This window comes from Ilumatobacteraceae bacterium (assembly GCA_033344875.1).
GTDB lineage: Bacteria > Actinomycetota > Acidimicrobiia > Acidimicrobiales > Ilumatobacteraceae > Ilumatobacter.
In genome coordinates this window covers 627,166-641,368 of record JAWPMO010000001.1, presented here as the reverse complement: position 1 = coordinate 641,368, position 14,203 = coordinate 627,166, and the positions used below count along the sequence as shown (strand labels likewise).

Here is a 14,203-nt window from a genome sequence, read left to right as displayed (position 1 = left end):
GGGTCAGCGTGCGTCGAGGGCCACTCGCTGGCGCTCGAGCATCTCCCGGTACCGCACGACCTGGTCCGGCAACGCCGCCGGCCCGGCAGCGCCACGCGACGTCCGCATCCTGACGCCGACACCCGGGCCGACCAACGCCGCGGCGTCGGGCCCGAGGCGTTCGTCCGCCGCGACGAGTTCGCGCAGCGAGCCGCCGCCGGCCAACGTGGCGCGGACGTGAGCCCCGACGATCGCGTGCGCCTCACGGAACGGCACACCCGCCCGCACCAGGTACTCCGCCAGATCGGTGGCTGCCGTCGTCTCTTCGTCGGCCGCCGCCGCCATCGCCTCCGTGTCGAAGGTGGCCGTGTCGATCATGCCCGTGAGCGCCGTGACGGCGAGCAGCACCTGGCCGACCGAGTCGAACAGCGGCTCCTTGTCCTCCTGCAGGTCGCGGTTGTACGCGATCGGGAGTCCCTTCAGCGTCGCGAGCAGGCCGGTCAGGTTGCCGATCAGCCGGCCGCTCTTGCCGCGCGCCAGTTCGGCGATGTCGGGGTTCTTCTTCTGGGGCAGCATCGACGACCCGGTGGCGTAGGCGTCGTCGAGGCGGGCGAAACCGAACTCGCCCGAGGTCCACAGCACCCACTCCTCGCCGATCCGCGACAGGTGGATACCGATCAGGGCCAGATCGAACACGGCCTCGGCCACGAAATCGCGATCGCTCACCGCGTCGAGGCTGTTGTCGAACACGCCGGCGAATCCGAGATCGGCAGCGTTCCCCTCGGGATCGATCGGCAGCGACGACCCTGCCAACGCTCCTGCGCCGAGCGGCGACACGTCGAGCCGCCGCAGCGTGTCGAACAACCGGTCGACGTCACGCGCCATCGCCCATCCGTGGGCCAGCAGGTGGTGAGCGAGCAGCACCGGCTGCGCCCGCTGCAGATGGGTGTAACCCGGCAGGTAGGCGTCGCCCGCTTCTTCGGCGCGGCGCAGCAACACCGTCTGCAGGTCGTGCAGCGAGCGGATCACGAGCGGCAGCTGGCGTTTGCACCACAACCGGAGGTCGGTCGCGACCTGGTCGTTGCGACTCCGGGCGGTGTGGAGCTTGCCGCCCGCCGGGCCGGCGAGTTCGGTGACGCGACGCTCGACCGCGGTGTGGATGTCTTCGTCGGAGGCGACGAAGACGAACGATCCATCGGCGAGTTCGTCGGCGACGCGATCGAGCGCCACGAGCACGTCGTCACGCTCAGCGTCGGTCAACAGACCGACGCGGGCGAGCCCTCGCACGTGCGCTTTCGAACCGGCGATGTCATCGGGCCACATCTGCTGGTCGTACGGCAGGCTGACCGTGTACGCCATGAGCGACTCGGCCGGGCCGCCGTCGAACCGGCCGTGCCACAGCGTGGCACCCTGCTGCTCGTTGTCGTTGTCGCTGCTCATGCGTGCGTCCCTTCGATACCGGCCAGGTCGCGGAGACCCGCGGCCAACTGTGCGCCGCCGACCGCCTCGGTCGCGACGCACAGCATGGTGTCGTCACCGGCGACGGTTCCCAACAGGCCGTCGAGACCACTCCGGTCGAGCGCCGAGGCGACCACATGGGCGCAACCCGGCGGCGTTCGGACGATCACCAGATGGCCCGAGTGGGTGACTTCGGCCACCCACTCCCCCATCACCCGGCGCAGCTGGTCGAGCGGCGCCACCCGTTCGGGAACGAACTCGGGCACGGCGTACGCTGTCGCGCCGCCTGGCACCCTGACCTTGATCGCGCCGAGATCGTCGAGATCACGCGACACGGTCGCCTGCGTCGCGGCGATCCCCTCGTCGGCGAGCAGTTCGACCAACTGCGGTTGGTTGGTGACGGCGTGGTGCTCGATCAGGCGGGCGATCGCCTGCTGTCGCTGGACCTTGCTCATCGGACCCCCAGGAGGAATGCCATCACGGCGCGAGCGGCGTGCATGCGGTTGTGCGCCTGCTCGAACACGACGCTCGGCGGCCCGTCGATGACGTCGGCACTGACCTCGAACCCCCGGTAGGCGGGGAGACAGTGCATGAACACGGCGGTTGGATCGGCCCCACGCATCATCTCGGCATCGACCGTGTACCCCTCGAACGCCTGCCGGCGCGCGTCCTTGTCGTCTTCCTGCCCCATCGACACCCACGTGTCGGTGTGCACCGCGTGCGCACCGGCGACGGCCTCGGCCGGGCGCGCCGACTGCGAGACCGACGGAGCACCGAGCACGAGCAGACGCTCCAGTTCGGATTCGTCGGCGTCGAACCCGTTGGGGCAGGCGAAGCGGACGTGCATACCGAGCATCGCGGCGATCTCGCCGAGCGACCGCGACACGTTGTTGTAGTCGCCGACGTAGGCAACGGTCTTTCCGGCGAGGTCACCGAGGTGCTGCCGCATCGTCAGGGCGTCGGCGACCGCCTGGAGCGGGTGCGACCGGTCGCTCAACATGTTGACGACCGGCACGTCGCCCGTCGACGCCAGCCTCACGGCGACGTCGTGGTCGAAGACCCGCGCGGCGAGCAGCCCGTGATAGCCGGCCAGCACCCGGGCGATGTCCTCGACGGGCTCGCGCACGTCGAAGCCGACCTCTTCACCGCGGGTGTACACCGGGTGGCCGCCGAGCTGCACGACCGCCATCTCCGTCGAATGGCGGGTCCGGTTCGACGGCTTCTCGAAGATGAGCGCAGCGCCCTGACCGGCGAGCGGCCGACCGAGCGACTCGATCGGCCGTTCGGCCAGGTCGAGGAGGGCCCGGATCTCGTCGGGGGTGCAGTCGGTGACGTCGAGGAACGAGCGGGTCATCCTGCCGCCTCCAGCAGCGCCTGACGGATGAGCCCGACCGCTTCGACCAACTCGTCGTCGCTGACCGTGATCGGCGGGAGCAGTCGGAGCGTCGAGCCGTTCACCGCGTTGCAGATCAGTCCGAGCTCGGTCAGGCGCCGGTACACGGCGGGCGCGTCGATGCCCTCCACCAGCTGCACGCCGAGGATCAGTCCGGCACCGCGGACCGAGGTCACCTGCGGCAGCTCGAGCAGCAGTCCGGACAGCCGTTCACCCTTCGCCGTGGCGAGAGCCGGCGCATCGATCCGCCGCATCTCGTCGACGACGGCGCTCACGGCAGCGGTCGCGATCGCGGTGCCGCTGTACGTGCTGCCGTGGTCACCGGGTTCGAAGACGGCAGCGACCTCGGTACGGGCCCAGCACGCACCGACCGGCATGCCGTTGCCCATCGCCTTGGCCAGGGTCACCACGTCGGGGCTGACCCCGTCGATCTCGAACCCGAACCAGTGGCCGGTGCGGGCGAAACCGGTCTGGATCTCGTCGACGATCATCAGCGCGCCGACCTCGTCGCAGATGTCGCGGACGCCCTGCAGATAGCCGGCCGGCGCAGGGTTGACGCCACCCTCGCCCTGGATCGGTTCGATGATCACGGCAGCGACCGACGAGTCGACCGAGGCACGGAGTTCGTCGAGATCGCCCCACGCCACGTGCTTGAAGCCGTCGGGCATCGGCGCGAACGGCTCGTGTTTCGCCGGTTGACCGGTGGCGGCGAGCGTCGCCAGGGTGCGACCGTGGAAACTCCCGAACGCGCTCACGACGGTGTGGCGGCCACGACCACCCCATTTGCGGGCGAGCTTGAGCGCACACTCGTTCGACTCGGCACCCGAGTTCGTGAAGAACAACTGGCCCGCATGGCCCGTCGCTGCCTCGAGCAGTTCGTTCACCTTGACGGCGGCGGCCGTGGCCTGTGGGTTCGTGAAGAAGTTGCTGACGTGGAGCAACGTCGACGCCTGCCTGCTGATCGCCTCGGCGATGACGGGGTTGGCGTGGCCCAGCGAGGTGACGGCGATCCCGCCGAGGAAGTCGAGATAGCGCTTGCCGTCGGTGTCCCAGAGCTCGGTACCGAGACCACGTTCCATACTCAGCGCCGGCGCGCCGAACACCGGCATGAACGGGCACGCCGCCATGGCGGCGGTGTCGAAGGTGTGGGTCATGAGGTGGCCTCCTGCGTGCCTCGGATCATCGTGCCGATGCCCGAATCGGTGAAGATCTCGAGCAGCAGGACGTGGGCGATCCGGCCGTCGAGGATGTGGGCGTTGCGGACACCGTTGCGCACGGCGTGTGTGCAGCTCGCGACCTTGGGGATCATGCCCCCGGCGATCGTGCCGTCGCGAACCAGCGAGTCGAGTTCGTCGGCGTCGGTCTGACGGATCAGACTCGCCGCGTCGTTCACCTCGCGGCGGAGGCCCTCGATGTCGGTCAGGTACACGAGTTTCTCGGCTTCGAGCGACTCGGCGATCGCTCCGGCGACGGTGTCGGCGTTGATGTTGTAGGCCTGCCCCGTGTCGTCGGATCCGATGGTGGCGATCACGGGGATGAACTCGTCGTCGAGCAGACCGTGGAGCACCGCGGGATTGACGTGTGTGACGTCGCCGACGTAGCCGAGCGCTTCGTTGCGCGGCGCCGCCCGGATCAGGCCCCCGTCGACGCCGCTCACGCCGACGGCGAAGTTGCCGTGCACGTTGATCGCGGCGACCAGCTGCGGGTTGACCTGACCTTTGAGCACCATCCTGGCGATGCTGACCGTCTCGGCGTCGGTGACCCGGAGCCCGTCGACGAACTCGGTCGTCTTGCCGAGGCGCTGCATCATCTCGCTGATCTGCGGCCCGCCGCCGTGGACGACGACCGGACGCATCCCCACGAGGCGCATCAGGACGATGTCCTCGGCGAACAGGGCGAGCGCGTCGTGATCCGAGGTGCCCGCCAGCGCGTTGCCGCCGTACTTGACGACGACCACCTGTCCGGCGAACCGACGGATGTACGGCAGCGCCTCGACGAGGACGGCGGCCTTGACGCCGGCGGCGTCCATGTCTCCGGTGTCGGGCATCGTCACGGGGCCAGACCGATCGATGCGAGTCCGGCGGTCTCGTCGAGGCCGAGCGCCACGTTCGCAGCGTGCACGGCCCCTCCGGAGGCGCCCTTCGTGAGGTTGTCGAGGGCGGCGAACGCCAGCACCGTGCCGGTGCGGGCGTCGTAGGCGGCGCTGACGTGAACCGCGTTCGAGCCGAGGGTCGCCTTGGTCGACGGCGATCCGTCGGTCACGACCATGAACGGTTCGTCGCTCCAGCGCGACCTCAGCGTCTCGAGCAACATCCCGGTCGAGAGTTCGACGCCGGGAGCCGGCCTGGCGTGGCACGTGGCGAACAGGCCACGACTCATCGGGACGAGGTGCGGCGTGAACAGCACCTGGGCTCCCAACTCCTGCTCGATCTCGGGGGTGTGCCGGTGATGCAGCAGCCCGTAGGCCTCGACGTTGGAGTCGATCGACGTGAACATGTTGGTCGCGCTCGGCGCCCGCCCGGCCCCGGTGATTCCCGTCATCGTGTCGACGGTGATGCCGGTGGTCTCGATCAGCCCGGCATCGACGAGCGGCCGCAGGGCCAGGACGGCGGTGGTCACGTGGCATCCGGGTGTCGCGATGAGCGACGCACCGTGCAGTTCGGAGCGGTGGAGTTCGGGCAACCCGAACACGGCGTCGGCGAGCAGCCCGAGCTGGTCGTGGTCGAAGCCGTAGTAGGTCGGATAGTGCACCGGATCCTTCAGCCGGAATGCGGCCGACAGATCGACCACACAGCCCACGCTGCCGACGAGCTGCGGCGCCATCGCCATCGAGGCGGCGTGAGGCAGACCGAGGAACACCAGATCGAGCCCTCGCGCCCGTTCGAGGTCGAACGATTCGAACACGAGGTCGGGGTAGACGGCGGCAAGGCTCGGGTAGAGTTCGGCGGCTCGGACGCCCGCCTGTGAGTCCCCCGTCGCGTACACGACCTCGAGTTCCGGATGTTGCGCGGCGAGCCGGAGGAGTTCTGCTCCGGTGAATCCCGACGCGCCGATGATGCCGACCGCGACCATAGACGCATGAGCATACAGCGCGACGAATGTTCATGCAATCTCCGTTCGGGAGGATTCGACGGCAGACTGGACCGGTGCTGCACGGTTCGACGCCCACGAAGGGACGGCTGCTCCTGGCGACCCCTCCCATGGACGACCCGAACTTCGACCGTGTCGTGATCTACATGATCGAGCACCGCGACGACGGAGCGCTCGGGGTGGTTCTCAACCGGCCGACCGGCGAAGAACTCGGCGAACCGCTCGATCGGTGGGCCGACCTCCAGGCCGAACCGGCATCGGTGTTCCTGGGCGGGCCCGTTGAACCGGATGCCCTCATCGCGTTGGCGTTCGCCAACCGGCCGGTCGACGAGCCGTCCGAAGAACTCTCCCCGGTGTCGGGCCGCGTGGCATCCGCTGATCTGACCACCGATCCGGCGCTGATCGCCGGCCTCGTGGGTTCGGTCCGCATCTTTCGCGGCTACGCCGGGTGGGGACCGGGACAGCTCGAGGGCGAGATCGACGCCGGATCATGGCTGGTGCTCGACGCCGAACCCGACGACGTGTTCGCCGGTGCCCCCGACGACCTCTGGCGAGGGGTGCTGCGACGTCAGAGCGGTCGACTGGCCTGGTTGGCCACCGCGCCCGACGACCTCAGCGCCAACTGAACGGCGGGTGGTCAGGCCGAGCGCAGCGCGAGCAGCGCCTCGACCGCATCGTCGACGCGATCGACCGGCACGAGCAGATGATCGTGGTGGTAGCCGGCCAGCACGTTGCACGGGATGTCGACCTCGCCGAGCGCTGCGCTGAACGCCGCGGTCAGTCCGACCGCTTCGAGCGCACTGAAGACGGTCAGCGTCAACCATGCCGCCTCGAACTCGACGGCGAGGCCCGCTTCGCGAGCGGACGCCACCGGAACGACGAGGGTGGTGCCCTCGGTCTCCTCGATCATGGCGACGGCGCCCGAACGCAACTCGGGGTGATCGCCCGACACGAAGGCGAACCGGCCCGGCCGTCGGTCGACGTCGAGCGTCGCCAACATCTTGGCCAGGTCGGTCTCACCGGCCACGTCAGCCCCGCAGCTCGGCGCCGAGTTTGCTCGTGGCGGCCTCGACCGAGCGGCGGACCTCGGCGACGTCGGCGTCGGTGAGGTTCCGATCGGGCGCCTGCAGACGAAGCCGGTACGCGAGGCTGCGTCGGTCGGTGCCGAGGGATTCGCCGCGGTAGACGTCGAAGAGCCGGATGTCGTCGAGCAGCCTGCCGGCACCCTGGCGGATCGCCTTCTCGAGCTTCTCGGCGGGGATCTCCTCCGGCAGTACGAACGCCAGGTCGAGGTCGCTCGACGGCATGCGGCTGACCGGTGACCAGCTGGCAGGTTTTGGCTCGCGGTCGAGCACTTCGTCGAGGTTCAGCTCGAGGATCGCCACCCGCTCGGCCACCTCGAAGCGCTCGAGCACGGCCGGATCGACCTCGCCGACCGCCCCGGTCGGCGACTTGCCGGCCTGCAAGACCGCGGAGCGGGTCGAGTGGAGCCCCGCAGGCACACGACCCTGGTCGATGCGAGCGCCGACGCCCATGGCGGCTGACACCTCGCGCCACACCGCCATCGCGGCCGGCGCCTCCTCGCCGGCCAGCACGACGCACAACGCCTCGTACTCGTCGGGCAGGTCTCCGGAGCCGGGCGGGTAGACGTGGCCGATCTCGAACAGGCCGACGCCAGGTCGCCGATGCGACTCGTTGAAGGCGATCGCCTCGAGGAGGCCCGGCCGGAGCGAGGTGCGCAACACGCTCTCCTCGACGACCAGCGGGTTGGTGATCGAGATGGTCGGACCGTCGAGACCCGCCTTTGCGAGGGTGTCGGGCGCGAGGAAGGGGTTGGGCATCGCCTCGGAGAGCCCCATGCCGAGCAGCACCTGGCGGAGCCGGCGACGACGTTGCTGACGAACCGTGAGGCCGCCGTGGCTGGTGATCTCGGGTACGGCCTTGCCGAGTTCGGCGTAGCCGTAGTGCCGGGCGACCTCTTCGATCACGTCGACCTCGGCTTCGCTGTCGGGCCGCCAAGTCGGCAGCGCCACCTGGCGCGTGTCACCGTCGCCGGTGACCGTGAAGCCGATCGGGTCGAGCAGGCGGGGCAGGTCGTCGCCCTGCAGCGAGGTGCCGAGAATGCGGTTGACCTCCATCACCCGCACCGTGGCCGAACGGTTGCGCTCGGGCATCGAGGATCCCCGCTGGTCGGCCATGCCGGCGTGGACGACGAGGTCGGGACACGTCTCGCGGAGCAACTCGGCGAAACGGGCGTGCGCGGTCTCGATGATGTACGGGTCGCAGCCGCGCTCGTATCGCGCCGAGGCCTCGGAGCGGAGTCCGAGGCGAGCAGAGGTCTGGAGCACGGTCAGCGGGGTGAACCAGGCGATCTCGTGGGCGACGGTCGTGGTGGCCTCGCTGATCTCGGTGTCGAGTCCGCCCATGACGCCGCCGAGCCCGATCGGCACGTCCTCGGCGTCGCAGATCAACAGATCGCTCGGCGTGAGCGTCCGGGTCTCGCCGTCGAGCGTCGTGAGCTGTTCACCGTCGGTGGCGACGCGGATGCGGAACCCACCACCTCCGAGCGTGTCGATGTCGTAGGCGTGTGTCGGCTGGTTGAGTTCGAGGGTCACGTAGTTGGAGACGTCGACGACGTTGCTGATCGGACGCATGCCGGCGGCGGCGAGGCGACGCTGCATCCACCCAGCGCTCGGTGCGACGCGCACGCCGCTCATGACGACCGACGTGAACCGTCCGCACCGGTCGCCGTCGACGATCTCGACCGGCGCGGTGCGCTCGGGGCCGTCGAACACCAACTCGGGCGTCGGCGGGCGGAACTCGATGCCCATCTGTGCAGCGACGTCACGGGCGATGCCGACGTACCCCCAGCAGTCGGGTCGATTCCGGGTGACGTCGACGTCGATCAGGACGTCGGCCTCGATGCCGAGCACTTCGCCGTACGGCACGCCGAGCGGCGTCCCCGCCGGCAGGACGAGGATGCCCGAGTGGTCGTCACCCAGGCCGAGCTCGTCGGCGGCGCACAGCATGCCCTGCGAGTCGATCCCGAGGATGCCACGGGGTTCGATCTTCATCCCGTTGGGCATGGTGGTGCCCAAGGTCGCCAGCGGCACGATGTCGCCGACCGCCATGTTGAACGCGCCGCACCAGACGTGACGTTCGGCGCCGTCGCCGGCGTCGACGTACACCCGCTGCACCTTGGCGGCGTCGGGGTGCTGTTCGAGCCGTTTCACTTCGGCGCTGACGACGCCGTCGACGGTCGCACCGATGTGGTCGACCGAGTCGACCTCCATCCCCAACGCCGTCAACACGTCGGCGAGCCGCGCCACCGCAGCAGCATCCGCGGGATCGGCGAAGTCCCCGTACTCGTTCAGCCACGACAACAAGATCTTCATGTGGTCACCTCCGAGGTGATCGCCCGAGGAATCGGCCGGGCACCGAGAACGTCGACAAGAAGGCCTGAGACGAGATCAGGATGTTCGAGCGCAAGGCGCGACGAACCCGAGTTGCCTGTGGGCAACGAGCGGTGAGGCGGAACGCAGCGATCGGGCATCGTGGCTCGTCTCAGAATTGTTCCAGGAAGCGGATGTCATTGGTGAACATGTCGCGGATGTCACCGACCTGGTGCCGCATGACCGCCATCCGGTCGATGCCGAACCCGAAGGCGAAGCCGCTCCACTCCTCGGGATCGATCCCACCGGCACGCAACACGTTCGGGTGCACCATGCCGCATCCGCCGAGTTCGAGCCACGACCCGTCGGGCCGCTGGATGTCGAACTCGGCCGACGGCTCGGTGAACGGGAAATAGCTCGGCCGGAGCCGCGACGACCAGCCCGGGCCGAAGAAGGCCTTGGTGAACGCCTCGATCGTGCCGGCGAGGTGGGCCATCGTGATGTTGCGGTCGATGACCAGACCCTCGATCTGGTGGAACACGGGCATGTGGGTGGCGTCGGGTGTGTCGCGCCGGAAGACACGTCCGGGGGCGACGATGTAGATCGGCGGCTCCTGTTCGAGCATCGTCCGGATCTGGACCGGCGACGTGTGGGTGCGCAGGACGGTGTGACCGGGTTCGCCACCGTCCGGGGCGTAGTCGACGAACAACGTGTCGAACTCGCCGCGCGCCGGGTGCCCCTCCCCCATGTTGAGGGCTTCGAAGTTGTGCCAGTCGGTCTCGACCTCCGGACCTTCGGCGACCCGGTAGCCGAGGCCGACGAACACGTCTTCGAGCCGCTCCCAGGCCTGTGTGACCAGGTGGGCGTGGCCGCGGGTGGGTCGGCCGACGTGTTCGGTCAGATCGATGCGTTCGGCCTGGACGCGAGCGTCGAGCGCCGCCGAGCGGAGTGCCGCGGTTCGAGATTCGAGCGCAGCGCCGACGGCCTCCATCGCCTCGTTGACGGCCTGGCCGGCCGCCTTCTTCTCGTCGATCGTGGCGAGACCGCCCAGTTGCTTCTTGAGCTGGGCGAGCTGCCCCTTCTTACCGAGGAGTTGCGTATCGAGCGCGGTGACCGATTCGAGGGAATCGGCGGCGTCGACCTGTGCGAGCGCTGCGTCACGGGCGGCGCGGATGTCGTCGATCACGGGAGTCCTTTCAAACACGACGAGCGTACGGGAACGGAGTTCGTCATCCCCGGATGGACTCGGGTACCGACGCGGCGCTCAGCTGCGTCGTCCCCGGGTGGTCCACCCGGGGCACCGAAATCGCAGGGCCGTCGTCACGGCCGACAGTCTAGGCGTCCGGTCGGTGGCCACCAAGGAGAGGTTGTCAGCCGATGGTGGCTTGCTCGAACACGTCGTCGACGGGCAGGGCATCGGTCACGTATGCCGTGACCTGCATCTCGTCGAGGTCGACCTGACCGCGGAGGGTCGACATGAAGGCCGTGTCGGTCGCGTCGGCACCCGTGGCGATGCGCACCATCGACGAGCGCGGGGCGAGACAGGTCGGGTCGACGACGGTCCAGGCTCCTCCGACACAGACCTCGGTCACGGCGTGGAAGTCCATCGGGTCGAGCCCGGGGGCGTACACCGACACGACCCGGGCCGGCACGCTGTTGGCCCGCAGCAGCGCGGTGGTGAGATGGGCGTAGTCGCGGCACACACCCTCGCGAGCGAGCAGCGTGGCGACGGCACCGTCGGTCGGACGCGACGAGCCGGGCACGTACAGCAGGTTGGCGCCGACCCAACTCGAGATCGCCGGCAACAACTCGTCGTCGGAGAGGCCGGCGAACTCCGCTCGGGCGAACGGTCCGAGTTCGTCGGACTGGCAGTACCGGCTCGGACGCATGTACCGACACGTGTCGTAGGCGGAGACCTTCGCCTCGTCGGCGACACCGTCGACGGTCGCGGCGTAGTCGATGTCGAGACGGCCCGGATGCAGATCGCTGATCAGGTGGATGCGGCCACCGTGCTCGGTGACGATCTCGGACACCGCGACCTCGACCCCGTCGAGCCGGATCGACAGACGCTCGTGCGACGTCGGCACACCGGCGGCGACCGCGATCGACACCGCCAGGTCGGCCGGCGCGGTGACGGTTGCCCCGATCCGTGCCTCGACCTGTCGGTCGCCCATCTGTGTGCGGTCGTCGGTCATGGTGTCAGCATGCCGGTGCGGCGGGACTTTCGGGCGATTCCGACCGATGACGCGCTGCCTCGAACACGAGCACGGTGGCCGCCATCGCGACGTTCAGGCTCTCGGCTCGACCCCGATGCTCGATGCGCACCCAACGATCGACGTCGGCGTCGTCGGCCAAGCCGTGCGCCTCGTTGCCGAGCACGAGGGCGACGCGGCCGCTCCAGTCGGCGTCGACGTGGCGCTCCCCCTGGTGCGACGACGTGCCGATCAGCTCCAGACCCGCCGCCCGGACCTCGTCGAGGCTCGCCTCGACGACCGGGACGTGGAACAGCGCTCCGGCGCTCGCCCGAACCACTTTCGGGTTGAACGGGTCGACGGACCCCGGCGTGAGCACCACGGCGTCGACACCGGACGCCTCGGCGGACCGCAGCATGGTGCCGAGGTTGCCCGGATCGCTCAGGCGGTCGGCGACGACCACCAGATCGCAGGTTCCGTCTGCGCCCAGCATCGCCCGCTCACCCGGGCGCGATCGGGCGATGGCGAGGTTCGGCTGCGGCCGTTCGGTCGTCGCCACCCGCTCGAGCACACCGTCGGCCAACTCGAACAGCGGGGCGGCGGAGACCGCGTCGGCTCCCGGGGCCACGAACTCGGCCTCGATCTCCCACCCGGCCGCGACCGCCTCGGCGATCAACACGGGCCCCTCGACGACGAAGCAACCCTCCTCGGAACGCGCACTGCGGCGCCCCGAGAGGCGCCGCAGTCGTTGAACCTTCGAGTTGTTGAACGCGAGTGGTTCGCTCAGGACGTGGCTCCTAGAGCGCAGCCTTCGCCTGGGCGACGAGCGCCGAGAAGGCTGCTGCGTCGGTGACGGCGAGATCGGCGAGGATCTTGCGGTCGACCTCGATGCCGGCGGCGTTGAGGCCGGCGATGAAGCGGCTGTACGTCATGTCGTTCTGACGACATGCCGCATTGATCCGCTGGATCCAGAGGCGACGGAACTCGCCCTTCTTCGCCCGCCGGTCACGGAAGGCGTACTGCCCGCTGTGGAGCAGCTGCTCGTTCGCTGCCCGGAACGAGCGGCTCTTGTTGCCGTAGTAGCCCTTGGCTTGTTTCAGGACCTTCTTGTGACGCTTCGTCTTCGTCACGCCGCGCTTGACGCGTGCCATGGTGGTGTCTCCTTGTGTCGTTCAGTAAGTGGTCGCTGCGAGTCAGCGCTCGCCGAGCAGGCGCTTGATGCGCTTCTCGTCGGAGGGGTGCACGTCGGCGTCACGGTCGAGGCGGTGCTTCCGGTTCGACGTCTTCGACTCGAACTTGTGCTGGTTGTTCTGCTGCTCGTGACGCAGCTGACCCTTGCCGGTCTTCTTGAACCGCTTGGCGGCCGTTTTCGATGTCTTCATCTTCGGCATCATTCGTCTCCTGGTGCTGTTTCGGGGGGCGCCTCGTCAGCGTTGTCGTCGGACTCGGCCGCTTCGGCTGCAGCAGCCTCGGCTGCTGCCTTCTTCTCCGCTTCTTCGGCTGCCTTCTTGATCGCCTCTTGCGCCTGCTTGTCGGGTGACAGCACGAGCGACATGCTGCGACCTTCCATTCGTGCCTGATTCTCGACCTTGGCGATCGGACCGGCGGATTGGATCACGTCGTCGAGGATCTTGCGACCGAGTTCCGGGTGGGCCATCTCGCGCCCTCGGAACTGCAGTGTCACCTTCACCTTGTGTCCCTCTTCGATGAACTCGATGAGGTGACGCATCTTGGTGTCGAAGTCACCCTTGCCGATCTTCGGACGGAACTTGACTTCCTTGATCGTCACGTGGGTGGTCTTGCGACGCGCCTCTTTGGCCTTCTGCGCTTCTTCGTACCGGAACTTGCCGTAGTCCATGATCCGGCACACGGGTGGATTCGCCATCGGCGCGACTTCGACGAGGTCGAGGTCGAGCCCACGGGCCATCCGGAGCGCCTCGGGAACAGGTTTGATCCCGAGCTGATTGCCATCGGGACCGATCAAGCGAACCTCGCGGGCTCGGATGCGGTCGTTGACACGATGTTGGTCGCTCTTCGGCGGTGCTATGACTGATCACTCCTGTGCAATGGGTTTGCCTCCCATGTTCGCTGTCTGGGTCTGCTCGACGCGAATCGTCAATGCGGAGCAGACTCACCAGACGTCGGTGCCCGTCGGGCACGGACGGCATGGCAGGCCGTGATCTTCATCGACCCGGACGCACTCGGTCGGCTCGGTGAGCCAGTCGGTGGCCGGGTGGGGACTCGGTGTTCGTGAACCCCACTTCGCCTCGGTTGTGACCGGTCGTCGAAACAACCGGCCTCGGTAGGGTATCGCACGTGAGTGATGAAACCGACCTGCAGGGTATGGGCGACGGCCCCGACGACCAGGAGGCCGCCGACCAGGCTGCCCAGATCGAGGCCGCGATGGCCGAGGCCCGGGCACGGCTCGCCGACGTCCCGGCCGAGGTGGTGGTGACCAATCACGTGATGGGCCTGTACGAACTCGGTGCGATCCACCTGTCGTCGGAGACGCCCGATCTCGTGTCCGCCTCGCTGGCGATCGATGCGATGGGGATGCTCGTCGACGGTCTCGGCGACCGGTTGGGCGACGATGCGCCGACGATGCGCGACGCCTTGGCGAACATCAAGATGGCGTTCGTCGGGCTGAAGGCACAGACCGGGCAGGCGAGCCCCGGCGACGACTGACGAGCGCCGTCGGC

The 14,203-nt window shown here is 68.6% G+C and carries 16 protein-coding genes; 2 read left to right on the top strand and 14 right to left on the bottom strand.

The genetic code is table 11. The features are described 5' to 3' along the window. Positions 1 to 3: 3 nt before the first annotated feature. From argH to argC, 6 genes are read right to left on the bottom strand one after another with little or no spacing between them, the layout of a single operon-like run. A complete protein-coding gene (argH, locus tag R8G01_03060; protein MDW3212951.1) occupies positions 4 to 1,419 on the bottom strand; it encodes an argininosuccinate lyase in 1,416 nt (471 codons plus the stop codon). After that, positions 1,416 to 1,892, bottom strand: coding sequence for an arginine repressor (argR, locus tag R8G01_03055; protein MDW3212950.1), 477 nt, complete (start codon positions 1,890 to 1,892; stop codon positions 1,416 to 1,418). Before argR ends, argH begins: the two co-directional genes overlap by 4 nt. After that, the gene (gene argF, locus R8G01_03050; protein ID MDW3212949.1) at positions 1,889 to 2,791 is read right to left on the bottom strand and encodes an ornithine carbamoyltransferase; all 903 of its coding nucleotides are present in this window, start codon (positions 2,789 to 2,791) and stop codon (positions 1,889 to 1,891) included. The genes argR and argF overlap by 4 nt, the downstream gene beginning before the upstream one ends. Further along, positions 2,788 to 3,984: an acetylornithine/succinylornithine family transaminase gene (locus R8G01_03045; GenBank protein ID MDW3212948.1), complete on the bottom strand. Its 1,197-nt coding sequence runs from the start codon at positions 3,982 to 3,984 to the stop codon at positions 2,788 to 2,790. The genes argF and R8G01_03045 overlap by 4 nt, the downstream gene beginning before the upstream one ends. Beyond that, positions 3,981 to 4,877, bottom strand: a complete 897-nt coding sequence (argB, locus tag R8G01_03040; GenBank protein MDW3212947.1) for an acetylglutamate kinase — start codon at positions 4,875 to 4,877, stop codon at positions 3,981 to 3,983. The genes R8G01_03045 and argB overlap by 4 nt, the downstream gene beginning before the upstream one ends. A 2-nt stretch (positions 4,878 to 4,879) precedes the next feature. Continuing rightward, positions 4,880 to 5,902, bottom strand: coding sequence for an N-acetyl-gamma-glutamyl-phosphate reductase (gene argC, locus R8G01_03035; GenBank protein ID MDW3212946.1), 1,023 nt, complete (start codon positions 5,900 to 5,902; stop codon positions 4,880 to 4,882). A 74-nt stretch (positions 5,903 to 5,976) separates the two neighbouring features. Here argC and R8G01_03030 point away from each other — a divergent pair, with 74 nt between their 5' ends. Next, on the top strand, positions 5,977 to 6,546 hold the full coding sequence (locus R8G01_03030; protein MDW3212945.1) for a YqgE/AlgH family protein: 570 nt from the start codon (positions 5,977 to 5,979) through the stop codon (positions 6,544 to 6,546). 11 nt (positions 6,547 to 6,557) lie between these two features. Here R8G01_03030 and R8G01_03025 read toward each other — a convergent pair whose 3' ends face one another. The 8 genes from R8G01_03025 to infC all read right to left on the bottom strand — a co-directional run bounded on the left by R8G01_03025 (position 6,558) and on the right by infC (position 13,551). Continuing rightward, positions 6,558 to 6,947: an ACT domain-containing protein gene (locus R8G01_03025; GenBank protein ID MDW3212944.1), complete on the bottom strand. Its 390-nt coding sequence runs from the start codon at positions 6,945 to 6,947 to the stop codon at positions 6,558 to 6,560. A gap of 1 nt (position 6,948) precedes the next feature. Continuing rightward, entirely contained in the window at positions 6,949 to 9,315 is a 2,367-nt protein-coding gene (pheT, locus tag R8G01_03020; protein MDW3212943.1) for a phenylalanine--tRNA ligase subunit beta, read from the bottom strand. Between the two features lie 169 nt (positions 9,316 to 9,484). Then, a complete protein-coding gene (gene pheS, locus R8G01_03015; GenBank protein MDW3212942.1) occupies positions 9,485 to 10,498 on the bottom strand; it encodes a phenylalanine--tRNA ligase subunit alpha in 1,014 nt (337 codons plus the stop codon). A 184-nt stretch (positions 10,499 to 10,682) separates the two neighbouring features. Then, positions 10,683 to 11,507, bottom strand: coding sequence for a transglutaminase family protein (locus R8G01_03010; GenBank protein MDW3212941.1), 825 nt, complete (start codon positions 11,505 to 11,507; stop codon positions 10,683 to 10,685). 4 nt (positions 11,508 to 11,511) lie between these two features. After that, a complete protein-coding gene (locus tag R8G01_03005; GenBank protein MDW3212940.1) occupies positions 11,512 to 12,183 on the bottom strand; it encodes an RNA methyltransferase in 672 nt (223 codons plus the stop codon). A 118-nt stretch (positions 12,184 to 12,301) separates the two neighbouring features. After that, positions 12,302 to 12,655, bottom strand: a complete 354-nt coding sequence (rplT, locus tag R8G01_03000) for a 50S ribosomal protein L20 (protein ID MDW3212939.1) — start codon at positions 12,653 to 12,655, stop codon at positions 12,302 to 12,304. Positions 12,656 to 12,697: 42 nt separating this feature from the next. Beyond that, complete coding sequence (gene rpmI / locus R8G01_02995) at positions 12,698 to 12,895, bottom strand: 50S ribosomal protein L35 (GenBank protein ID MDW3212938.1); 198 nt, start codon at positions 12,893 to 12,895, stop codon at positions 12,698 to 12,700. Continuing rightward, positions 12,895 to 13,551, bottom strand: coding sequence for a translation initiation factor IF-3 (infC, locus tag R8G01_02990; protein ID MDW3212937.1), 657 nt, complete (start codon positions 13,549 to 13,551; stop codon positions 12,895 to 12,897). Before infC ends, rpmI begins: the two co-directional genes overlap by 1 nt. Before the next feature lie 269 nt (positions 13,552 to 13,820). Here infC and R8G01_02985 point away from each other — a divergent pair, with 269 nt between their 5' ends. Beyond that, the gene (locus R8G01_02985) at positions 13,821 to 14,189 is read left to right on the top strand and encodes a hypothetical protein (protein MDW3212936.1); all 369 of its coding nucleotides are present in this window, start codon (positions 13,821 to 13,823) and stop codon (positions 14,187 to 14,189) included. Positions 14,190 to 14,203 lie beyond the last annotated feature (14 nt).

Coding starts and splice junctions, on each gene's coding strand:
- argH (MDW3212951.1), bottom strand. CDS start 1,419: ATGAGCAGCGACAACGACAACGAGCAGCAGGGTGCCACGCTGTGGCAC.
- argR (MDW3212950.1), bottom strand. CDS start 1,892: ATGAGCAAGGTCCAGCGACAGCAGGCGATCGCCCGCCTGATCGAGCAC.
- argF (MDW3212949.1), bottom strand. CDS start 2,791: ATGACCCGCTCGTTCCTCGACGTCACCGACTGCACCCCCGACGAGATC.
- R8G01_03045 (MDW3212948.1), bottom strand. CDS start 3,984: ATGACCCACACCTTCGACACCGCCGCCATGGCGGCGTGCCCGTTCATG.
- argB (MDW3212947.1), bottom strand. CDS start 4,877: ATGCCCGACACCGGAGACATGGACGCCGCCGGCGTCAAGGCCGCCGTC.
- argC (MDW3212946.1), bottom strand. CDS start 5,902: ATGGTCGCGGTCGGCATCATCGGCGCGTCGGGATTCACCGGAGCAGAA.
- pheT (MDW3212943.1), bottom strand. CDS start 9,315: ATGAAGATCTTGTTGTCGTGGCTGAACGAGTACGGGGACTTCGCCGAT.
- R8G01_03010 (MDW3212941.1), bottom strand. CDS start 11,507: ATGACCGACGACCGCACACAGATGGGCGACCGACAGGTCGAGGCACGG.
- rplT (MDW3212939.1), bottom strand. CDS start 12,655: ATGGCACGCGTCAAGCGCGGCGTGACGAAGACGAAGCGTCACAAGAAG.
- rpmI (MDW3212938.1), bottom strand. CDS start 12,895: ATGCCGAAGATGAAGACATCGAAAACGGCCGCCAAGCGGTTCAAGAAG.